This window comes from Actinomadura sp. DC4 (assembly GCF_030406325.1).
In the GTDB taxonomy this organism is placed as follows: domain Bacteria; phylum Actinomycetota; class Actinomycetes; order Streptosporangiales; family Streptosporangiaceae; genus Actinoallomurus.
In genome coordinates this window covers 243459-264526 of sequence record NZ_JAUEQY010000012.1, presented here as the reverse complement: position 1 = coordinate 264526, position 21068 = coordinate 243459, and the positions used below count along the sequence as shown (strand labels likewise).

Below are 21068 nucleotides of genomic sequence, written 5' to 3'. Positions count from 1 at the left end.
AGGTGCAAGATCCCGGGGGGCCACGTCGGTCCAGCGGGGATCACATCGAACCGGGACGACGAGCCCGGTGATGGGAGATGACGTACGGGTGAACAAGGCCCCATGTGGGATTAAAGGATCTTTACCCGGCTTTCACGGCGCCGTTGTTCACCCGCCGTCCACCTAGGCGAGCAGTGCCCGGCCCAGAAAATCCTTCGAGTCGCGTACGCCGGGCAGCGCGAAGAAGTAGCCGCCGCCGAAGGGCGTGATGTAGTCCACGAGCGGCTCGTCCGCCAGCCGCGTCTGGACGGCCTCGAACTGGCGCTTCAGGTCCTGCTGGAAACAGGTGAAGAGGAGGCCCATGTCGAGGTCGCCGACCTCGTCCACGCCGCGGTCGTAGTTGAAGCTGCGGCGCAGGATCCGGCTGTCCTGGGTCTGCGGGGTCCGCGGGTTGGCCACCCGGATGTGGCTCGTCAGCGGGATGACCTTGCCGATCGGGTCCTGGGCGTACTTGGGCTCGTCGAGCTCGTGCGCGCCGTCGAGCGGCGCGCCCGTGTCGCGGTTGCGGCCGAACATCTGCTCCTGCTCGTTGATCCCCACCCGGTCCCAGAACTCCACGAGCATGCGGATCAGCCGGATCACGACGTACGAGCCGCCGGCCGCCCAGGCGGGCTCGGAGCGTGCCGCCCAGACCAGGCGGTCCATGTCCGCGGCGCTCGTGATGTCCGGGTTGGCGATGCCGTCCTTGAAGCCCATGAGGTTGCGGGGTGTGCCGCTCGGCCGGGGCGGGCTGGTGAAGCCGTTCATCCGCCAGCGGATCTGCGCCGCGCCGCGCGTGTGCCGGGCGATGTCGCGCAGCGCGTGCACGACCGTGTCGTCGTCGTCGGCCGACAGCTGCAGGCTGAGGTCCCCGTGGCACCAGGCCGGGTCGAGGTCGTCGTTCGGGAACGTCCGCATCGGCCGCAGGCCGGCCGGCTTGCGGCTCGCCAGTCCGTACCGGTCATCGAACAGGGACGCGCCGACGCCGACCGTGACCGTCAGGCCGCCGGCGGGCATGCCGGGCCCCAGCACGCCGGAGTCGGACGGCGGCGCGCTGATGCCGCTGCCGGCCGGGGCGACCCCGGCGGTCAGCGCGCGCGCCCGGTCGGTGAGCGTACGGAAGAACTCGGTCAGCTCACTGCGGTTCGCCGCGACGGCGTCGAGGGAGACGGCGATGGTCCGCTGCCGCGGCGCGTCCAGGACGCCCGCCTGGTGCGCGCCGTGGAAGGGCGGCGCGGGCGCGGGCGTGCTCGCCACGGGCGCCCCGCCGGCCGAGCTCGCGGAGGCGCCGGCCAGCGAACCGGCGACCCCGGCCACCAGCGCGCCGCGCAGGAACGACCGGCGATCTCCGCCGTGCTCACTTCGCTCGCTCATGAGGCCTCTTTCGGGGCACCGCGCTTGCCGACTCGTTCGCTCATGAGGTCCGCCTCGGCTCGCCGATGGTGGCGACCGGCGCGAGGAGCTCCAGGAGCTGCCCGGCGGCGCCGTTCAGGCCCTCGCGCTCGGTGGTGGACAGCTTCTCGACCGACGAACGGCCCTTGAGCAGGCCGTCCATCCGGTCCAGCCACGTGTCGATCTCGGGGAGCCGTGCGTAGCGCGGGCGGATGACCGGGCGGAGCACGCCCAGGACCTCACGGGTGCCCTCGATGTTGGCGGCGGCCGTCTTCAGCGTGGTGCCGCTGCCCTGGTCGGCATGGCCGGTGAGCTGGAACTGCAGGGTGTTCTCCAAGATCTCGTGGGCTCGCAGCGGCAGGTCGGCGGGGTCCATGCGCTCCTTGGGGAAGTCGTCCTTGAGCGCGTGGACGTCGTGGTCGAGCCGGTCCGCCACCGGGCGCAGGGAAGAGGCGGACTGCCCGTGCCACAGGCCGTACTCCAGGCGGTGGAAACCGGTGAAGTCAGGGTCGTGCACGCCCTTGGGCAGGCCGGCGGGCCCGCCGTTGATGGCGCCGTCGAAGTCGCCGAACGTGCCGTACGCCGCCCCGAGCCGCTCGTAGGACACGTGCGCCGGGGTCCAGGCGGACCGCGCGGCGTCCAGGTCGCCGCCGTCGACGGCCTTCCGCAGCGTCTTGGTCCTGGCGATGAGGCGGTCGAGGCCCGCGGAGACGTACGTGGTGTAGGACTTCGCGGGCGCGTACAGGTCCTCGCTGGTCACGGGTACGACCCCCGCGCTGCCGCCGGGCGGGCCGCTGATCCGTGTCGGCGGCCCGGTCACCGGGTCGCCGCCGCCGTCGTCGCCGCAGCGGAAGACGTAGGTGCCGCCGCCGAGGGCGAGCCGCGCCTGGCGTGTGACGCCCGGGCCCATCCCCTCGAACTCGGCGAACACCGCGCCCGTCGCGGGATCGATCAGCATCACGTCGGCGGCGGTCGCGCCGTCGTTGCGCAGTGACAGGACCTGCGTGCCCGCGTGGGGGTGGCTCCAGCCGGTGCCGCAGCCCGTGACGGACGCCTCGATGGCGGCCGGCAGCGACGCGCCGGCGGTCTTCGGGCGCGCGTCACCCGCGGCGGCCAGCAGCAACGCCGCACCGATGATCAGGAACGGCGCGCGCATGAGGCTCCCGTTTTGGACCGGTTTCGACCTGAGGGGGACCAGGACACTCTAGAACGTGCCATCCCGCCGGTGTCGACGCCTTCGTACAACTCTGAGCCTGCTGTTCATGGCGCGTTCACCAGGGTCCCTTGATTTCCCGTACGGCGACTATTGGTTAGGTTAGTCTTACCTAATTCTCTGATGAGGGGGGATCGTTGCCGGACAAGAGCTGCACGCACTGCTCCGGGTGTCACACGGGGCGGCGTCCGTGCCTGGCCAGCGCGACCGCGGGTTCGCGCGGGTGGCTGCTCATCGAGCATCCCGGCCCGTGGGACGAGGAGATCGACGCGATGGTGCTGCCCGAGCCCATCGCCGACGCGATCGCCCGCGCCCGGCGGCACGGCGTACGGCCGCAGCTCATCCGCGCCCCGCGCCGGCGGCGGGCCACCCCTCCCCTACGGGTGTACACCGGCTTCTCCGGGCCGGGCGCGTGGCTGGAGGGCCGCGAGATCGAGGACACCGACGAACTGGCCGGCCTCGACCTCGCTTCCGTGGCGGCCGGACGGCGCCCGAACTTCGGCGTCCCGGTCACCGGCCCGGTCCTGCTCGTGTGCACGCACGGCAAGCACAACGCGTGCTGCGCGCGGTTCGGGGCACCGCTGGCGCGTTTCCTTCACGAGCGGTTCGGCGACGTGTGGGAGACCACTCACGTGGGCGGCGACCGGTACGCCGCGAACCTCGTCTGCCTGCCGCACGGTCTTTACTACGGCGACCTCGACGAACAGCGGGCGATGACGGCCGCGGAGGAGTACCGTCGCGGACGAGTCGTTCTGGCGGGCTATCGCGGCCGGGTCGGCTTGCCGGAGCCGGTTCAGGCGGCCGAGCATTTCGTACGCTCCCGCAGCGGGGTGCTCGACGTCGAGGAGGTCACGGTCGAATCCATGGTCGGTGACACCGCGATCGTGCGCGCCCGCCAGGCGCGATACCGAGTTCGGGTGACGCAGGAGTCCTTGGGCGCCTGTGGTCCCGGATGCGGCGAGAACATCGGAACCTATATTGAACGGGACCTGACTCTTCTCAACGAGACGGCCCTCGTGTAATCTCTCCGAGGCCCTGTACGCCGTTTCCGAGAGACTCGGCGGTTCTCCGGGGAACATCACGGCGCTTCACGACGTTGCAAGTTTTTGGCGCGTACTCACCGTTGCGGCGTCCGTGACCGAAATTTTCTGCTCACCAGCAAGCTACGAGGTGGTAGTTCTATGGCTCAGGTACGTCGGCAGGCAAACCTCCCCCGTCCCAGCTGGGGCTGGCAGGACGCTGCCGAGTGCCGGGGGGAGGACCTCATCCTGTTCTTCGGCCCGGACGGTGAACGTCAGCCGGAGCGGGAGATCCGCGAGCGCAAGGCCAAGTCGGTCTGCATGCGCTGCCCCGTGCGAGGAGAATGCCTTGACTACGCCGTGTCCCGGCCGGAGAAGTACGGCACGTGGGGCGGCCTGAACGAAGACGAGCGTGCCTCCGAGCGCCGTCGCCGCATGCGTCGCGCCAACGCCGCCTGAGCGGCTGCGCAGCATGCGGCCCCGCAGTCGCGGGGCCGTTTCCATAGAGCCGGACCGTCAGGTGTACGGGCCCGGCTCTTGTCCTTCTGAAGGACCACCCATGAGGTCACGGATCCGGCCGTCACGGCCGGATCCGTGGATGCGACCCTCCTCACAGGAGGGCGAGGACGTCGGCGTCGGAGAGCTGCTCGAAGTGCTGGTACCACTGCCCCACCGCGCGGAACACCGCCGGTGCGGCGAGCACGACCACGTCGTCGGCGTCACCGGAAAGCTCCAGAACGGTCTGCGCCGCGCCCACGGGCACGGCGAGCACGACGCGTGAGGCGCCCTCGGCTCGCACCGCGGCCAGCGCCGCGCGTGCGGTGCCTCCGGTCGCCAGTCCGTCGTCGACCACGACGACGTCACGACCCTTGATCGCCGGAAGCGCGCGGTCGCCGCGATAGGCGGCGACGCGGCGGGCCAGCTCGGCCCGCTCGCGGCGGGTGGTGGGGTGCAGGTCGCGTTCGGTCAGGGCGAGCCGCCGCAGCAGCTCCGCGTCGAAGACCGGTTCGCCGCCCTCGGCGATCGCTCCGACGCCGAGCTCGGGCTGGCCCGGGCAGCCGATCTTGCGGGTCACCAGCACGTCGAACGGCACCTGCAGGCGCCGCGCGACCTCGTCCGCCACGGGCACCCCGCCGCGCGGAAGCGCCAGCACGAGCGGATCGATGAGTCCCAGGGCCGCCACCCGCCCGGCGAGCACACGCCCGGCCTCGGCCCGGTCGGTGAACGGCAGACGTACGCCATGACCGCTCGAACCCACGGTGACCACCTCGAAAAGCCGGTTGACGATGCACCTACCCACCGGCGGCGTCTCCGAACAGGTCCTGCCTGGGAGCCGTCCGGGGACACCTGGCGACGGGTGCGATCCCCGGGCGGACTCTCGATCAGGCGACGAAGACCTGCGAGGCGATTTCCCCGCACCGGTATTACCCGGAACAGGTTGATCGAGCTCGCCGTGCGTTCCGGCTCCCTCGCTCGTCTCGCAGGCCTGATTTCAGCCTCGCACCGTTCCTGCCGCAGGCCAGGGCCGAAGGTCCCGTCGTCGCGGGACCTTCGGCGGGCCGGGCCGGCGCGCTGACCTTCGCCCGGTGAGCGGGGACCAATGGACGTACTCCGTGCCGGCCCGCGGCCACCAGAGTGAAGGCGGAACCCATGTCGAGGAGGCGGCGATGAAGCAGAGTCTCCGGCTGGGCCGTGTCGCGGGCATCCCGGTGGGGGTCAACTGGTCGGTACTCGTGATCCTCGTGCTGATCACCGACATCGTCGCCGGGAACGTGCTGCCGCGCGCCGACGCCGGCCGGTCCGCGAGCGTTTACTGGGCCATCGCGATCCCGACCGCCGTGCTCTTCCTCGCCTCGCTGCTGGCCCACGAGGGCGCGCACGCCGCCGTCGCGCGCCGGAAGGGCCTCGGGGTGCGCTCGATCACGCTGTGGATGCTGGGCGGCGTGGCCCAGCTCGACGGCGAGCCGTCGAACGCCCGCGCGGACCTGGCCATCTCCGCGGCCGGGCCGGTGACGAGCCTGGCCATCGGCGTGGTGCTGTTCGCCTGCGCGGAGGCCTCCGCGCTGTTCGGCGCGCCGGCCACGGTCGTGGCCGCGCTGGCCTGGACCGGGGCGACCAACGCGTTCCTGGCCGTCTTCAACCTGCTGCCCGGCGCCCCGCTCGACGGCGGCCGGATCCTGCGGGCGCTGGTGTGGATGCGGTCCGGCGACCGGTCCCGCGGCGACCGCGTCGCGACCGGCGCGGGCCAGATCATGGGCGCGGGCCTGGCCGGGGCGGGCGTCGCCCAGCTCATCTTCCTCGGGCAGTCGGGCGGGCTGTGGCTGATGCTCATCGGCTGGTTCCTCGTGTGGGCGGCCGGCGCGGAGGCCAAGGCGCGGGCCGTACGGGAGGCCGCCTCGGACGTGCACATACGGGAGCTGATGGTGCCCGAGCCCGAGTGCGCCGCCGCCTGGCGCCCGGTCGGCGAGTTCATCGCGTCGGTCGCGGCGCACTCCCGGCGGTCCGTGTTCCCGGTGACCGGGTTCGACGGGCGGCCGTGCGGCGTCGTCACCCTCGCCCGCCTGTCCCGCGTACCGGCCACACGGGCCGCGGAACGCGTCGACTCGGTGGCCGTCGCCCTCCCTCCGGACTACACGGCCGGTCCGGACGACCCGGTCTCCTCGCTGGTCGGCCGGGCGCCGCTGGCGAACGCGCTGCTCGCGGTCGTGGTCGCGGACGGCCGGGTGGTCGGCATGGTCACCACCGAGGACGTCGACCGGCTGGTGCAGCAGAGCATGCTGCGCGCGGGCGGGCCGCCACTGGCCGAGCCGCGGCGTCCTACGGCCGGTGGGGCTTCCCGTTGACGGACGGCTCGGCGAGCTTGGGCGGCGTCAGGCGGGTGAGCAGCTTCAGGACCTGCTCGCCGACCTCGCGCGGGCGTTCGAGGACCAGCAGGTGCCCGGCGCCCGGAACCCGCACCAGCTCGGCGCACGGGATGGCCACCACGAGCGCCTCGGCGTGCGCGATGGGCGTGATGAGATCGCGGTCGCCGACCATGACCAGCACCGGGATCCGGCCGAGCGCCGGCAGGACGGCGTGCAGGTCGTACCGTACGAGCTCGGCGTAGAACTCCGCGATCACCTGGATGGGCACGGAGGCCATCAGTTGCGTGGTGAGCCGGGCCACCGGGCGCGACACCCGCGAGCCGTACAGGTAGGGCCAGGTGATGAGGTACGTCGCGCCGCCCGCCGACCGGCGTGCGCCGTCGACGATGCGCGCGTGCCGGCCCAGCCGGGTGAGGGTGGCCGGCACCAGGCGGTGGACGAACCGCGCGGTGATCGCGGGCAGGCCGGCGGTGATCGAGGACAGGCCGCCTGCGGAGGTGGAGCAGAGCACGGCGCCGGCGATCCGGCCGCCGAACATCTCCGGATGCGACTGCGCGAGCGCGAGGACGGCCATGCCGCCCATCGAGTGGCCGACCAGGACGATGCGCCCGCGGGGCGCGGCCGCCCGGATGACCGCGAACAGGTCGCGGCCCACCTGGTCGATGGTGGCGTTCGGCGGGGTGCCCCAGCCGGACCGGCCGTGGCCGCGGTGGTCCCACAAGACGACGCGCGCCCGGCCGGCCAGCATGGTCCGCTGGACGTCCCAGCTCGCGGAGTTCAGCAGATAGCCGTGGCAGAAGACGACGGTCAGGGAGGTGCCGGGGGCGTCCTGCACCTCGACGTGCAGTTCGACGCCGTCGTCGGCGGTGACGGTCATCGGCCGGGACGCCGGGAGGTCCTCGTGCGCTTCGTGGGCGACGCCGGACAGGGGTAGCAGGCGCCCGCTCTGATGCGCCAGCGTACTGGCGAGGCTCGAGAACGACATGACCACCTCCGCCGGGCGATGCCGCTCTGCCTCAGGCAGGCCGCCACCGTCACACTCACCATTGAGTCTTCCGGCCGAGGTTCGGAGTGCCCCGGCCCGTTCCCAACGTGCGGCCGAACCCCCCTTCCTCTCGGTTACACCGTGCGCCACAGAGACCACCCTCATCAAGAGGCGAAGGTCCTGAAGCGTGTGGCAGGGAGCTCACGCCGGCCACAGCGCCGGTAGATCTTCTTCACGTGTGACGGCTACCGATGCGCATACTTCGCAAGTTAGGCATTTTCAGTGTATGCCGCATGTGCGACGAACTGGATTGATGGGTATCGAGCCGAATAGGTTCACATAAGCCCCCTTCGTTATTGATCCCCCATCGATCGGGCAGCTCGGCGCTGCGGACAGAGGGGGACGGATTGGCCACACGGAGAGGGCTCGGCGACGGCCCGCGATCAGGTGGGGTGGCCGAACGCGGCGGGATCACACAGGGGCTGGCCGACGTCCTGGTGCACCGGCTGTTCGCGGTCGGGCTCGACCTGCACGCCGCGCTCACCTACATCGAGGCGAACATCGCCGGCGACGTGACGGTCGAGAAGATCCACAAGGCCATCGGCGGGCTGGACGGCGCGATCCGGGACTTCCGCGGCGCGGTCTTCGACCTGCACCCAGAGGGCTCGGCGACGCACCCCGGCCTGCGTTCCCTGATCGTGGAAGCGGTCGAGCGGGCCTGCGAGCCGGGCCGCGGCTGCCCCGTCCTCACCCTCGGCCACGGGATGGAGCGCGTCATCGAGCGGCCCGCGTGGCAGCAGGTGGCCCGGCTGGTGCACCGCACGCTCACGCTGGTGCCCGGCGAGCACCTGTGCGACACCCACGTGGTCGTCACCGCCGACCCCCGGCCGCCGACGCGGCTGGTCATGCACATCGATGGGCCCGTGGGCGACCTGGCCGGGCGGCTCCGCGCCGTGGACGGACGGGTCTCCCGTCAGGATGACGCGCACTGGCACGACTTCTCCTGCCAGGAACTGCCAAGATGCCCCGAACGCTCCCGCATCCGCCTCGAATGGAGCATGGCACCCCGCTGATCGGCGCTTTCGCGTGGCGCTCCCGCCGAGAGCGGGCGGCCCGGCCTACCGTGAACTGTGATCACCACGGATCCCGTTCGCGCATGGTGCCTGGTCAACGGCGAATGGGTGGAACGCGAGGACCCGGTGATGGCGGCCTGCGACCCGTACGGCGGCGACGTACGCGCGGCGATGGCCGGCCTGGGCTTCGAGGCGTGGTGCCAGATCGGGGTGGGCGACCTGCCGCCGGTACCGGTGTCGCTGGCGCTGTACTCCCGCGAGGCGCCTCCGCTGCAGTTCCTGCTCCAGCTGGAGGGCAACGCCGGGGACGTCGTGGAACACGTTTTCGCCGAGACCCTGCCGGACGCGATGGACCTCCTGGCCCGCTGGTCCCCGATCGCCCGCGCCGGCGTACCCGCCCCGCGGAACAGGGCCGACGGCCTGCCGGGAGACGACTCTCTCGCGGGCCGCCTGAGAGAAAGCCGCACCGACCGGCGCGGGCCGCCGTTGCCGTTCCCCACCGGCCCGGCGCTCCGCCGCTCCCCGAACGCCTGACCGGCCCGGGCCCGGCCTGCTCAACCCGCCACGCACCCCGCCCTCGGCCCCTGCCGCTCGGCGCGGCGGGTCTCGCGACGACATTGGCCCCTGCGGGGATCGCCGGGCGGACCGGTGCGGGGCGTAGGGCGGCTGAGCGGGCCGTTTGCTCAATGGGAGCGGTCGCGGCGGGCCTGGCGGTGGATGAGTTTGCGTTCGCGCAGGCGTTCGGACCGTAGTCGCGCGTCGGTCCTGGAGGCGATCCACTCGGCCTCGCGGCGTAGTCTGCGCCAGCCTGTCAGGCGGCGTTCCGGAAGGTCGCCGGACTCGACCGCCAGCAGGACGGCGCAGCCCGGTTCGGTCTCGTGGGCGCAGTCGGAGAACCGGCACTCCGCGGCCAGGTCCTCGACGTCGGAGAACGCCTGGGCCAGGCCCTCGTCCACGTCGTACAGGCCGACCCGCCGTACGCCGGGTGTGTCTATGATCAGTCCGCCCGGTACGGCCACGAGCTCGCGATGCGTCGTCGTGTGCCGGCCGCGGCCGTCGGAGGCGCGGATCTCCTGCGTGCGCATGACCTGCTGCCCCGCGAGCGCGTTGACCAGCGTGGACTTGCCCGCTCCGGACGGCCCGAGCAGGACCGAGGTGCCCGTCGCCAGCGCGCGTACGGCGTCGAGGCCGTCCCCGGTCATGGCGGAGACGGCGTGAACGTCGACGCCGGGTGCCGCCGCCTTGACCGCCTCGATCAGGTAGGGCAGGTCGTTGGCGAGGTCCGCCTTGGTGATGACGACGTACGGCGTCGCGCCGCTCTGCCAGGCCAGGGCGAGCAGCCGCTCGATCCGGCCTTGGCTGGCGTCGGGGACGGCGGGCTCGACGATGAAGGCCACGTCGACGTTGGCGGCGAGTACCTGGCTCTGGGAGTCGCCGGACAGCCCTCCCCGCGACTGTCGCGCGACGCCACCGCGGACGAAGGAGGTACGACGGGGCAGGATCGCCCCGACCCGGCCGCCGCGAAGCGCCACCCAGTCGCCGGCGCAGGGCGGGTCGCCGCGCCAGGCGGCCTGGACCTCTCCGTGCCGGGTGAGGACGTCGCAGCGCCCCCGGTCGACGCGGGCCACCCGGCCCGGGACCATTCCGTCGTACGGCGCGAACGCCTCGGCCCAGGAGTCGTCCCAGCCGAGGGAGGAAAGAGATGGAGAAGACAACGCGAGCACCCTTCAGGTGCGGATGCCGCGCGGCTCAGGCGGGCACCCGGAGGAACAGGGACGAGGGCAGGGCGAAGACGAAGACGGCCATGCTCGGCTCACCCCTTCCAGTGCTCCTCCGGCCGCGACGAGTCTCGCGACGGGCCGATCATAAGCTCGGCCCCCCGCGCCCCGGCAACCGGTTTTCCCGTCCCCACGCCCGCCGTGTACGGCAGCCGAGGCAGGCAGAGGGTAGGCAGGCCAGAGCACGTGGGCCGGACCCCGCAGGCGTGGCAGGCGGGGTACGCGTGGCAGAAGGGTCCTTGTGCGAAGCGCTGGTGGGGAGGGCGGCAGGACGGGCGGTCAGAACGTGAAGACGTTCCCTGGGCCGTCGGTGGGACGGGGCTACGCGCTGCGGGTCTCGGCTTCGGTCTCGTCCTCGTCCTCGGCGGCGGGCTCGGCCTCGGACGATTCCTCTTCCCGCTCCTCCGAGGCGGCGGCCTCCGCCGCCTCGGCGCGTTCGGCCGCCGCGTGGAGGTGTTTCTCCGCCGCCTTGGCCTGGGCCTCCGCGGCCTCGGCGCGGGCGCGGGCGGTGTATTCGCCCGGCCACAGCTTGTCGATCTCGGCGTTCAACGCGGCGCCGATCAGGACCGCGAGCGCCGTCACGTACAGCCAGGCCAGGACCGCGATCGCGGCGCCCAGTGAGCCGTACACCGTCACGCCCGAAGCGGAGCCGTCGAGGTACAGCCGCAGGATGAGGCTGCCCAGCGCCCAGATGGCGAGGGCCACCCCGCCGCCGGGTACGCCGCGCCACCACGCCGTACGGACCGGGACGCTCAAGTAATAAAGGAGCGCGAGGAAGACCACCGAGACGACGATCAGCACCGGCCAGTAGAGCAGGTGCAGCACCCGGGCGCCCTCGGGCAGCCAGTGGAGGACCAGCGTCGGGCCGGCGACCAGCACCGGGATGATGACCAGGCCTACGCCGAGTCCCCCGACGTAGAGAAAGAACGCGCGCAGCCGGGTGCGGACCACTCCGCGGACGCCCGACAGGCCGTACGCGATCGTGATCGTGTCCACGTAGACGTTCAGCGCCCGGGAGCCGGCCCACAGGGAGACCAGGAAGCTCAGCGAGACGAGCTCCACCCGGCCACCCCGGAGCACGTCGTCCAGCAGCGGCTTCACGACGGTGTCCACCGACTGCTGCGTGAGGACCGTCTGCGCCTTCTCGATCACCCACGTGCGGATGTCGGCCACCGTGTCGGCGCCGAGCATCGAGCGGAAGTGCCCGAGCGTGCCGATCAGGCCCAGGACCAGCGGCGGCAGCGACAGCAGCGTGAAGAAGGCCGCCTCGGCGGCCAGCCCGGTCACCCGGTAGCGGAACGCCGACAGGCTCGTGCCGCGGACGACCTGCCAGAGGGCGGCACGGAACCGCGCGCGGGCCGACACCTCGGCGACGCCCGCCGAAGCATCGGAGAGGGTGGTCACGAGCGACTACCGTAGCCGCGACACGTCCGGTACGTGCAGCAACGACCACTTCGTGGCTCGTTGCCTACCGGCCGTGACGAAGATCGGGAGGATTCTCGGCAGTCCGTTTCCCGACGTAACGGTGCGCCGGAGACACTCCGCGCGAGTTCCGCCCATATACCAACCTTCTTCCGTCGCCGCGCCGGTCAGGCGAACTGACCGGGCCGGCGTCCGACGCCGGGCGGGCCCGCGAAGGCCTGGGCGATCCCGATCCATTCTCTCGCCACTGGGCCCGACACCGCCAGGTTCACGTCCGCCGGATGCCGCCGCTGCGTCACGACCAGGCAGAAATCCAGCGCCGGACCGCGTACGACGTCGGCCGCGTCCTCCGGCCCGGCGGCCCACCGCTCACCGCCCGGCAGGCTCAGCTCGACCCGTACGGGCTCCTCCGGCACCGGGCGACCGTGCACCGTGAAACTCCACGGCCGCGCCCGTACGCCGATCTCGGCCACGTGCCTCAGCCGCGCGGTCGGCTCGCGCACCGCACTCAGCCCGTCGACGACGTCCTGGCCGTGCGCCCACGTCTCCATGAGCCGCGCCGTGGTGAAGGACACCATGCCCATGTCGGGGCCGTACCAGGGGACGCGGACCTTCGGGTCGGCGGCGGCCAGGACCTCGGCCAGCCGGCGGCGCGCCCCGTGGAACCACGCTCCGGCCTCCTCCCCCGGGATGGACCGCCGGCTCTCCACGAGCGCGTCCGGGTCCACGCCCCGCGTGCTCCGCACCTCCTCGCGGAACTCCTCCGGGGTGGTCACGGCGCGTACCGCCGCGTCGTCGAACCAGGCCAGGTGGACGATCTGGTCCCGTACGGTCCAGCCCTCCGCCGGGGTCGGCGCGTCCCAGACACCCGGGTCGAGGAACCGTTCGAGGTCGGCGGTCTCGTCACGCAGGTCGCTGATCAGTACATCCATCGCCACAGCCACAGCAGACAGCGTACAGAACGGTATTCGGTGCGCTTCGAGGTAAAACTTTCGGCTCACGAACGACGCATAGGGGGACAATGAGGACATGATCTGCGAGGCCTGCCGGGACCGCCGGCACGGCGACTGCCGCGGCGGCACGTGGTGCGACTGCCAGCACAGACCGCCCGAGTGCGAGGACCCGCCGGAGGGCGCGCGAGAAGAACCCGAGCCGAAGGTCAACTGGCTCCGGCAGGGCTGACCCGCCCGCCGATCCACGGCAAGACGCCGCTAGCCTGGTCGAACGCCGACTGGCGGGACAGAAGTCCGCATACCGGACAAGGTTGGACACCCATCGAACGACGTGTCATCATCGGTGTATGGCTGCTGCGAATCCGTTGCTGGTAATGCGCCGGCACGTTGACTTTCTCCGTGTGGGCAGCGCCATCTGTCGTTGACACTGATCAACCGCCACTGCCTCATGGGCGCGCGGTATGTCGGTGTCAGTTCCATCGCTCAGCGTTGAGCCAGCAGTGCGATCTGCCGGCGTGCCGCACGTCCCCATCCACAACGGAGGACGCGCAAAATGCCACCCCGTCAGCGGAGGCGAGGCGAGGGTCAGTGGGCCCTCGGCTATCGCGAACCGCTCAACAAGAACGAAGAGAACAAGAAGAACGATGACGGGCTGAACGTCCGTGATCGGATCGTCGACGTCTACTCCAAGGCCGGCTTCGACTCGATCGACCCCGCAGACCTCCGGGGCCGTTTCCGCTGGTACGGCCTGTACACGCAGCGTCGTCCCGGCATCGACGGCGGCAAGACCGCGATCCTCGAGGACGAGGACCTGGACGACCGCTACTTCATGCTGCGCGTCCGCATCGACGGCGGCCAGCTCGACCCGGACCAGCTCCGCGCGATCGCCGACGTGTCCACCAAGTACGCGCGCGGCACCGCCGACCTCACCGACCGGCAGAACATCCAGCTGCACTGGATCGAGATCGAGTCGGTGCCGGCGATCTGGGAGACCCTCGAGGCGGTCGGGCTGTCCACGACCGAGGCCTGCGGCGACACCCCACGTGTCATCCTCGGCTGCCCGCTCGCCGGGATCGACGCCGACGAAGTGATCGACGCCACACCGCAGATCAACGACATCAACGAGCGCTACATCGGCAGCCCGGAGTTCTCCAACCTGCCGCGCAAGTTCAAGTCGGCTCTGTCCGGCTGCACGGCGCAGTGCACGGTCCACGAGATCAACGACATCGCGTTCGTCGGCGTCGTGAACGACGCGGGCGAGGCGGGCTACGACATCTGGGTCGGCGGAGGGCTGTCCACCAACCCGATGTTCGCCAAGCGGCTCGGGGCGTTCGTCCGGCCGGACCAGGCCCACGAGGTGTGGGCCGGGGTCGCCGGGATCTTCCGCGACTACGGCTACCGGCGGCTGCGGCACCGCGCCCGCATCAAGTTCCTGATGAACGACTGGGGACCCGAGCGCTTCCGCGAGGTGCTGGAGAAGGACTACCTCGGCTACACCCTGGCCGACGGCCCGGAGCCCGGCGCGCCCGCGGGCGCCCGCCGCGACCACGTCGGCATCCGGCCGCAGCGTGACGGCAACTACTACGTCGGGTTCGCGCCCAAGGTCGGCCGGGTCAACGGCGACCTGCTGCACGTGATCGCCGACCTGGCCGAGGAGTACGGTTCGGGCCGCGTCCGCACCACCACCGAGCAGAAGATGGTCATCCTCGACGTCCCGCAGGACCGTACCGAGGCCCTCGCCGCCGAGCTGGAGGCCAACGACCTGCGCGTACGGCCCTCGACGTTCCGGCGGCAGACGATGGCCTGCACCGGCATCGAATACTGCAAGCTGGCGATCGTCGAGACCAAGCAGCGCGGCATGGACCTGATCGCCGAGCTGGAGGAGCGCCTCCCGGACTTCGAGGAGCCGCTGACGATCAACATCAACGGCTGCCCGAACTCCTGCGCGCGCATCCAGGTCGCCGACATCGGGCTGAAGGGCCAGCTCGTCACGGACGCCGACGGCAACCAGGTGGAGGGCTTCCAGATCCACCTCGGCGGCTCGATCGGCGGCGCCTTCGGCAAGAAGGTCCGCGGGTTGAAGACCACCGCCGACGACCTGCCCGACTATGTCGAGCGGGTGCTGCGGAGGTTCCAGAAGCAGAAGAATGACGATGAGTCCTTCGCCGGCTGGGTGCAGCGCGCCGAGCAGGAGGACCTCACGTGAGCGAGCGAGCCGTCCCCTTCTACTGCCCGTACTGCGGGGACGAGGACCTTGAGCCGTACGAGACCGACGGCGGATGGCACTGCCGCGCCTGTACCCGGGCCTTCCGGCTCCGGTACGTCGGGATGGGCGCGCTGAGCGCGGCCGCCGATCCCGGCCCGCCTCCCGCCGCGCGGAAGGAGTCCTCGAGATGACCCTCGTCTTCGAACGTGAGACCGCCGCGCTCGACCTCACCGACATCGTCGAATCGGCCGCCGACGCCCTTGAGGAGGCACCGGCCGAGGAGATCATCCGCTGGGCCATCGCGACCTTCGGCGACCGCATCTGCGTGACGTCCTCGATGAAGGACGCCGTGCTGGTCGACATCGCCGCCAAGATCCGGCCCGGCATCGACGTGCTCTTCGTCGACACCGGCTACCACTTCGCCGAGACCATCGGCACGCGCGACGCGGTCGAGACCGTCTACCCGATCAACGTCGTGAACGTCACGGCCTCGCGTACGGTCGCCGAGCAGGAGCGCGACCTGGGGCCCCGGCTCAACGGCCGTAACCCGGACCTCTGCTGCTACCTGCGCAAGGTCGAGCCGCTGAACCGCGCACTCGGGCCGTACCTCGCGTGGATCACCGGCATCCGGCGTGAGGAGACCTCACACCGGCGCGGCGCGCGGGTCGTGGAGTGGAACGCCGCTCGCGGAAAGGTCAAGGTCAACCCGCTGGCCCGGTGGACCCACGAGCAGCTCCTGACCTACATCGAGGACAACGGCATCCTCGTGAACCCGCTGCAGTACGACGGGTACCCCTCGATCGGCTGCGAGCCGTGCACTCAGCGGGTCGCGCCCGGCGAGGACCCTCGCAGCGGGCGGTGGGCCGGCACTGGAAAGTCCGAATGCGGCATCAACATCTGACCGGCGTCCCGCTGGTCGCGGTGGCGCACGGCAGCCGGGACCCCCGCGCGGCGGCGACGGTCGAGGACCTTCTCGACCTCGTACGCCGCCGGTCCGGGCTGCGGGTCGTGACGTCCTACCTCGACCACGCCGCGCCGACGCCCGCCCAGGCGTTCGGCGCGCTCACCGGTGAGGAGATCACGTCCGCGGTCGTCCTCCCCCTCCTGCTCACCGCGGCGTACCACAGCAAGACCGACATCCCCGGCGCGCTCGCCGACGCGCGCCGGGCGCACCCCCGGCTGCGGCTGCGATACGGCGCCACGCTCGGCCCGCACCCGCTGATGACGGCGGCGCTGGAGCGCCGGCTGGCCGAGGCGGGCGTGACGCCCGACCCGGACACCGCCGTCGTGCTGGCCGCGGCCGGCTCCAGCGACCCCGCCGCGAACGCGACGATCAGCGCCATGGCGCGGCGCTGGCGCGGCTGGCGGCGCGTCGTCCCCGCCTACGCCTCCGCGGCGCGGCCCACCCCGGCCGAGGCCGTACGCGCGCTGCGCGCGGCCGGGGCGCCGAGGGTCGCGGTCGCCTCCTACTTCCTCGCGCCGGGGTACTTCGCCGACAAGGTCCGCGAGGAGTCGCTCGCGGCGGGCGCCGTGGCCGTCTCGCCGGCGCTGGGCGCCGCACCCGAGCTGGCGGAGATCATCACGGAGCGTTACACCGAGATCATCACGCTCGGTGATCAAGCCCAGGTCGGCTGAAACCCCTTTACCCGCCGGGGATTCCACCACTCGGACGCCGCACGGGCGATCTTCTTGCAGGTCAGAGGCGGTGCATGTCCGAATTCAGGCTTTACGACCGGATATATGTTTGCTATGTTCGGTTGACCGGCGGCGCCCCCCATGCGCCGACCTTCATCCGCCGGCCAGGGCCTGCCCACCAGCACGCGAGACGTGCGGCACGCGACGAAGCGTGACAAGGGCCCCCCTTTTCGGGCCGCGACGGTTCATAACCAAGGCAAGCGCCGCTCCCGCGCATCTCTTGGGATCCCCCCTGAAGGATCGCATCCGATGCCGGGGTGGCACGCCGAACCCGTCCGACGCGACGGGACCGGGACCCTCCTGTGTCTCCTGAGGTGAATCGGCACGCCCCCAGCGTGCCCGTAGGGCGATTTTCCCGCCCGAACCCGCCAGCCGTCCCGGTAGGCGCCTGAATCCAGGGAGTGCAACCAGACCAGTCCGGATTTCCCCTAGACCTGAATAACGGCCGCCACGTGCGGCCCACCATCCCCCCTGTCTCTTAGAGCCGTCCGAGTCCCGGACGGCTCCCGCTGAATCCGCGTCATCGCGGAACCGGGGACCCACCGCACCACTGGGGTGAATCGACGTATCCCCAAATGCGTCGTAGGGCAGCTTCCACGCCCGAACCCGTCAGCTAACCCGGTAAGCGGCATGGAAGCGAAGGAGTATCGATCGTGTCAGGTCGACACACGAAGACATGCCGAGTTCTTCACAGTGCGAAGCTCGGCGGCGCCCTCGCCGGCGTCGCGGTGGCCGGAGCGACCGCGGTCAGCCTGATCGCAGCCGGTCCCGCCAGCTCGTCCCAGAAGGTCAACGCCATTTCGGCCGGAGCACTCGCCGCGGCGCCCCGCGCGGCGGCAGTGCAGAAGGAAGCGGCTCACCCTCTCGCCGCGATACCTCTGCCCGGTAAGGGTATTGCGGACGCCAACAAGAACAGCCGTACCTGGCTGCCCACCGCGAGCGACGCTCTCAAGCTCGCCGAAGCCCAGGTGGGCGTCACCGAGGACTCCGCCGGCGGCGGCACCAAATTCCAGAAGTGGTTCGTCTCCTCCCCCTGGGCCGAGCGCGGCGTCCAGCGCGACGGCGGTTCGGTCTCGGACTACGCCAACGCCAACTGGTGCGACATGTTCGTGTCCTGGGTCGGCGCCCAGCTGGGCGTCAAGGGCATGGGAGCGGACGCCTTCACCCGTACACACGCCGAGTGGTTCAAGGACCAGGGCCGCTGGGGCGACACCCCTAAGCCCGGCGCCGTCGTCTTCTACTCCTGGAGCGGGAGCAAGTCGATCGGCGACATCGACCACGTCGGCATGGTCATCAAGGACAACCACAACGGCACCATCCAGACCATTGAGGGCAACACGGATAACGCCGTCAAGGTCCGCACGCGGGATGTTTCGTCGGTGGTCGGCTACGGCTACCCCGAGTACGGCCCCGACACCGCCTGACCTCCGCCTCCCCATGGCCCCATCAGCGGCCGCGGCGGTCAACCCTGCGTGCTTTTCCCTTCCCCTGTGCTGAGAGGCATTCCCCCGCATGATCCGATTTCGCAGTGACTACCTTGACCGGTTCTCCACGAAGGCGATTCTCACGGGTGTCGCCGTAGTGGGAGCCGGATTCACGGTCGCCCTCGCCCATGTCGAGGCACCCCAGGCCGGAGCGGCCCGCGACACCACCGTGCAGGTCGCCCAGCAAGAGTCCGGCATGGCGCCGGGCGAAGAGGCGCACGCGGCCAAGCTGCCGCAGCGTATGCAGGCCGCGGAGAAGAAGGCCGTCCTGCCGGGCGGCGTCTCCACCGGAACCTCGTTCTGGGACGCGCAGACCGCGTCCGGCAAGCCGATGTCGTACCACACGCTGGCCAGCCCGTACTGGCCGCTGGGCACCAAGGTCAAGGTCACGATCGGCAAGAAGAGCGCCGTCGGCGTGGTCGAGGACTTCGGCCCGGCCGAGTGGGCGGTCGCACAGCACAACCCGCCGGCGATCATCGACCTCTCCGAGGAGATGATGCAGTACCTCACCGGCACCCGGTCCAACTCGGTGCCGATCAAATTCCAGGTGCTCCAGATGGGTCACGGCCCGGTGTACCGCCACGACGGCACCGGCTATGACATGGCCACCGGAGCCTCTGAGAAGTAGACCCGAGAAGTAGTCCCCCGGCCTTACCTCCGCCCCCCTTCCCCCCTGGGGGGCGTTCGGGGCCCCTCGCTCGCCGAGGGGCCCCGAACCATGTCCGGGGTTGCGCGCAAGAAGTGAACTGAGGTTCAATTCTTGTGTGCCGTACCGCCGTACGCCCCGGGTCGAGGCGCGTCTCAGCGCCTCGCGGGAGCGCATCCTGTCCGCCGCGCTGGCGATCGTCGCCGAGCACGGCTACGCGGGCTGCTCCGTGGCCGCCGTCGCCCGGCGGGCCGGAGTCGCCACCGGCAGCGTCTACCGCCATTTCCCGGCAAAGGCCGACCTGGTCGCCGAGGTGTTCCGTACGGCCTCACAGCGCGAGGTGGACGCCGTGGCGCGAGCGGCCTCCCTGGAGCTGACGCCGGCCGAGGCGGTCGCCGCGGTGATCGAGACGTTCACGGGCCGCGCGCTGCGCTCGCCCCGGATGGCGTACGCGCTGCTCGCCGAGCCGGTCGACCCGGCCGTCGACGCCGAACGCCTGGTCTTCCGCCGCGCGTACGCCGAGGCCATCGCGGGCCTCGTCAGGCGGGGCATCGCCACCGGCGAGCTGCCCGACCAAAACGTCGAGGTCAGCGCCGCCGCTCTCGTCGGGGCCATCGGCGAGGCCCTGGTCGGGCAGCTCGCCGACGGCACGGCACACGACGCCACCCCCGACCTCATCACCTTCGCCCAGCGCAGCATCGGAGCGGTCACATGACGACGCATGACGTGTTCAACCAGGTCCCCCCGCTCGTCGGCCACGACACGGCCGACGACCCGGCGCTGCTGGACGGCCTGTTCCGCGAGGGCGGCGGCTGGGCGGCCGAGGAGATCCACGAGCTCGGCCGGATGAGCGGCTCGGAGGAGGCGCAGGAGTGGGGCCGGCTCGCCAACGAGAACCGCCCGGTGCTGCGCACCCACGACCGGTACGGCCACCGCGTCGACGAGGTGGAGTTCCACCCGGCGTGGCACGACCTGATGCGCGTCGCCGTGGGCCACGGCCTGCACGCCCGCGCGTGGACCGAGCGGACGGGCACACACGTGGCCCGCGCCGCCAAGTTCTACGTCTGGCGGCCCGACGCCGGGCACGGCTGCCCGATCTCGATGACGTACGCGGCCGTGCCGGCGCTGCGGCACGCCCCCGACCTGGCCCGGCAGTATGAACCACTGCTGACCTCCGACACGTACGACTTCGGTCTCCGCCCGCCGCTGTCCAAGGGCGGCATCCTGGCCGGCATGTCGATGACGGAGAAGCAGGGCGGCTCCGACGTCCGCGCCAACACGACGCGCGCCGTGCCGCGGCCCGACGGGACGTACCTGCTGACCGGGCACAAGTGGTTCACCAGCGCGCCGATGTGCGACGTCTTCCTGGTGCTGGCCCAGGCGCCGGAGGGCCTGACCTGCTTCCTGCTCCCCCGCGTCCTGCCGGACGGCACGCTGAACGCCATGCGCCTGCAGCGTCTGAAGGACAAGCTCGGCAACCACTCCAACGCCTCGGCCGAGGTGGAGTACGAGCAGGCGGTGGCCTGGCGCGTCGGCGACGAGGGCCGCGGCGTCCGTACGATCATCGAGATGGTCAACATGACGCGGCTGGACTGCGTCATCGGCGGCGCCGCGGGCATGCGCCAGGGCCTCATCCAGGCGGCCCACCACGCCGCCCACCGGCAGGCGTTCGGCACGTACCTCATCGACCAGCCCCTGATGCGCAACGTGCTGGCGGACCTGGCCGTCGAGTCGGAGGCCGCGACGGTACTGATGCTGCGCCTGGCCGGCGCGACGGACCGGGGCGAGACCGCCTTCAAGCGGCTCGGCCTGGCGGTCAGCAAGTACTGGGTGTCCAAGCGCTGGCCGTCGCACAGCGCCGAGGCCCTCGAATGCCTGGGCGGCAACGGATACGTGGAGGAGTCGGGCATGCCCCGGCTGTTCCGGGAGTCCCCGCTGAACTCGATCTGGGAGGGCTCGGGAAACGTCGCCGCGCTCGACGTGCTGCGCGCCATGCTGAAGGAGCCGGAGACCCTGGAGGTGTTCTTCGCCGAGGTGGAGTCGGCCTCGGGCGCGGACACCCGGCTGGACGCGGCCGTCCAGCAGGTCAAGGACTCACTCGCCGACACCGCGACGATCGAACTCCGCGCCCGCCGGATCGTGGAGCGGCTCGCGCTCGTACTCCAGGGATCCTTGCTGGTCAGGTACGGTCATCCGGCCGTCGCGGACGCCTTCTGCGCCTCACGTCTGGACCGCGACTGGGGCCAGGCCTTCGGCACGCTGCCGTCGGGCGTGGACTTCGGCTCCATCATTTCTCGCGCGACGCCGAAGACCGACTAGA

The 21068-nt window shown here is 71.3% G+C and carries 21 protein-coding genes and 2 riboswitches; of the genes, 14 read left to right on the top strand and 7 right to left on the bottom strand.

Translation table 11 applies throughout. The annotated features are described in order from the left end of the window. Window positions 1-162 precede the first annotated feature (162 nt). Together efeB and QWU11_RS21495 are read right to left on the bottom strand one after the other, a co-directional pair. Window positions 163-1392, bottom strand: coding sequence for an iron uptake transporter deferrochelatase/peroxidase subunit (gene efeB, locus QWU11_RS21500; protein WP_290115888.1), 1230 nt, complete (start codon window positions 1390-1392; stop codon window positions 163-165). Between the two features lie 40 nt (window positions 1393-1432). Next, the gene (locus QWU11_RS21495) at window positions 1433-2566 is read right to left on the bottom strand and encodes an EfeM/EfeO family lipoprotein (RefSeq protein WP_290115886.1); all 1134 of its coding nucleotides are present in this window, start codon (window positions 2564-2566) and stop codon (window positions 1433-1435) included. A gap of 194 nt (window positions 2567-2760) precedes the next feature. Between QWU11_RS21495 and QWU11_RS21490 the strand changes: the two genes are divergently transcribed. Further along, window positions 2761-3645, top strand: a complete 885-nt coding sequence (locus QWU11_RS21490) for a sucrase ferredoxin (RefSeq protein ID WP_290115884.1) — start codon at window positions 2761-2763, stop codon at window positions 3643-3645. Between the two features lie 159 nt (window positions 3646-3804). Beyond that, window positions 3805-4101, top strand: coding sequence for a WhiB family transcriptional regulator (locus QWU11_RS21485; protein ID WP_141959187.1), 297 nt, complete (start codon window positions 3805-3807; stop codon window positions 4099-4101). 151 nt (window positions 4102-4252) lie between these two features. Here QWU11_RS21485 and QWU11_RS21480 read toward each other — a convergent pair whose 3' ends face one another. Next, entirely contained in the window at window positions 4253-4900 is a 648-nt protein-coding gene (locus tag QWU11_RS21480; RefSeq protein ID WP_290115881.1) for a phosphoribosyltransferase family protein, read from the bottom strand. A gap of 409 nt (window positions 4901-5309) precedes the next feature. On the opposite strand from QWU11_RS21480, the gene QWU11_RS21475 reads away from it, so the two are divergent. After that, window positions 5310-6485, top strand: coding sequence for a site-2 protease family protein (locus QWU11_RS21475; RefSeq protein WP_290115880.1), 1176 nt, complete (start codon window positions 5310-5312; stop codon window positions 6483-6485). Here QWU11_RS21475 and QWU11_RS21470 read toward each other — a convergent pair. Further along, window positions 6460-7491: an alpha/beta hydrolase gene (locus QWU11_RS21470; protein WP_290115879.1), complete on the bottom strand. Its 1032-nt coding sequence runs from the start codon at window positions 7489-7491 to the stop codon at window positions 6460-6462. The genes QWU11_RS21475 and QWU11_RS21470 overlap by 26 nt on opposite strands. Before the next feature lie 407 nt (window positions 7492-7898). Between QWU11_RS21470 and QWU11_RS21465 the strand changes: the two genes are divergently transcribed. Both QWU11_RS21465 and QWU11_RS21460 read left to right on the top strand, forming a co-directional pair. After that, window positions 7899-8564 (top strand): hypothetical protein, encoded by a 666-nt coding sequence (locus QWU11_RS21465; protein ID WP_290115878.1) that lies wholly within the window; start codon window positions 7899-7901, stop codon window positions 8562-8564. 108 nt (window positions 8565-8672) lie between these two features. Then, window positions 8673-9098 carry a hypothetical protein gene (locus QWU11_RS21460; RefSeq protein ID WP_290115877.1) on the top strand — a complete coding sequence of 142 codons (426 nt, stop codon included), beginning with the start codon at window positions 8673-8675 and terminating at the stop codon, window positions 9096-9098. Between the two features lie 149 nt (window positions 9099-9247). Here the strand turns inward: QWU11_RS21460 and rsgA are convergent, their stop codons facing one another. The 3 genes from rsgA to QWU11_RS21445 all read right to left on the bottom strand — a co-directional run bounded on the left by rsgA (window position 9248) and on the right by QWU11_RS21445 (window position 12708). Next, window positions 9248-10279: a ribosome small subunit-dependent GTPase A gene (gene rsgA, locus QWU11_RS21455; RefSeq protein ID WP_290115876.1), complete on the bottom strand. Its 1032-nt coding sequence runs from the start codon at window positions 10277-10279 to the stop codon at window positions 9248-9250. A 384-nt stretch (window positions 10280-10663) separates the two neighbouring features. Further along, entirely contained in the window at window positions 10664-11746 is a 1083-nt protein-coding gene (locus QWU11_RS21450) for a YihY/virulence factor BrkB family protein (RefSeq protein WP_290115875.1), read from the bottom strand. A gap of 185 nt (window positions 11747-11931) precedes the next feature. Then, complete coding sequence (locus QWU11_RS21445; RefSeq protein ID WP_290115874.1) at window positions 11932-12708, bottom strand: TIGR03084 family metal-binding protein; 777 nt, start codon at window positions 12706-12708, stop codon at window positions 11932-11934. Window positions 12709-12793: 85 nt separating this feature from the next. On the opposite strand from QWU11_RS21445, the gene QWU11_RS21440 reads away from it, so the two are divergent. From QWU11_RS21440 to QWU11_RS21400, 9 genes are all read left to right on the top strand, one after another. Next, a complete protein-coding gene (locus QWU11_RS21440) occupies window positions 12794-12946 on the top strand; it encodes a hypothetical protein (protein WP_290115873.1) in 153 nt (50 codons plus the stop codon). Window positions 12947-13270: 324 nt separating this feature from the next. Next, window positions 13271-14923, top strand: a complete 1653-nt coding sequence (locus QWU11_RS21435; protein WP_290115872.1) for a nitrite/sulfite reductase — start codon at window positions 13271-13273, stop codon at window positions 14921-14923. Next, complete coding sequence (locus QWU11_RS21430) at window positions 14920-15114, top strand: Insertion element protein (protein WP_290115871.1); 195 nt, start codon at window positions 14920-14922, stop codon at window positions 15112-15114. The genes QWU11_RS21435 and QWU11_RS21430 overlap by 4 nt, the downstream gene beginning before the upstream one ends. Next, complete coding sequence (locus tag QWU11_RS21425) at window positions 15111-15824, top strand: phosphoadenylyl-sulfate reductase (protein ID WP_290115870.1); 714 nt, start codon at window positions 15111-15113, stop codon at window positions 15822-15824. Before QWU11_RS21430 ends, QWU11_RS21425 begins: the two co-directional genes overlap by 4 nt. Next, complete coding sequence (locus tag QWU11_RS21420) at window positions 15806-16558, top strand: sirohydrochlorin chelatase (protein WP_290115869.1); 753 nt, start codon at window positions 15806-15808, stop codon at window positions 16556-16558. The genes QWU11_RS21425 and QWU11_RS21420 overlap by 19 nt, the downstream gene beginning before the upstream one ends. A 313-nt stretch (window positions 16559-16871) precedes the next feature. After that, a riboswitch (cyclic di-AMP (ydaO/yuaA leader) is annotated at window positions 16872-17021 on the top strand. A 94-nt stretch (window positions 17022-17115) separates the two neighbouring features. Further along, window positions 17116-17261: riboswitch (cyclic di-AMP (ydaO/yuaA leader) on the top strand. A 10-nt stretch (window positions 17262-17271) separates the two neighbouring features. After that, window positions 17272-18042 carry a CHAP domain-containing protein gene (locus tag QWU11_RS21415; RefSeq protein ID WP_290115868.1) on the top strand — a complete coding sequence of 257 codons (771 nt, stop codon included), beginning with the start codon at window positions 17272-17274 and terminating at the stop codon, window positions 18040-18042. An 88-nt stretch (window positions 18043-18130) separates the two neighbouring features. Continuing rightward, window positions 18131-18730, top strand: coding sequence for a hypothetical protein (locus tag QWU11_RS21410; protein ID WP_290115867.1), 600 nt, complete (start codon window positions 18131-18133; stop codon window positions 18728-18730). Between the two features lie 136 nt (window positions 18731-18866). Continuing rightward, window positions 18867-19463: a TetR/AcrR family transcriptional regulator gene (locus QWU11_RS21405; protein WP_290115866.1), complete on the top strand. Its 597-nt coding sequence runs from the start codon at window positions 18867-18869 to the stop codon at window positions 19461-19463. Beyond that, window positions 19460-21067 (top strand): acyl-CoA dehydrogenase family protein, encoded by a 1608-nt coding sequence (locus tag QWU11_RS21400; RefSeq protein WP_290115865.1) that lies wholly within the window; start codon window positions 19460-19462, stop codon window positions 21065-21067. The genes QWU11_RS21405 and QWU11_RS21400 overlap by 4 nt, the downstream gene beginning before the upstream one ends. Window position 21068 lies beyond the last annotated feature (1 nt).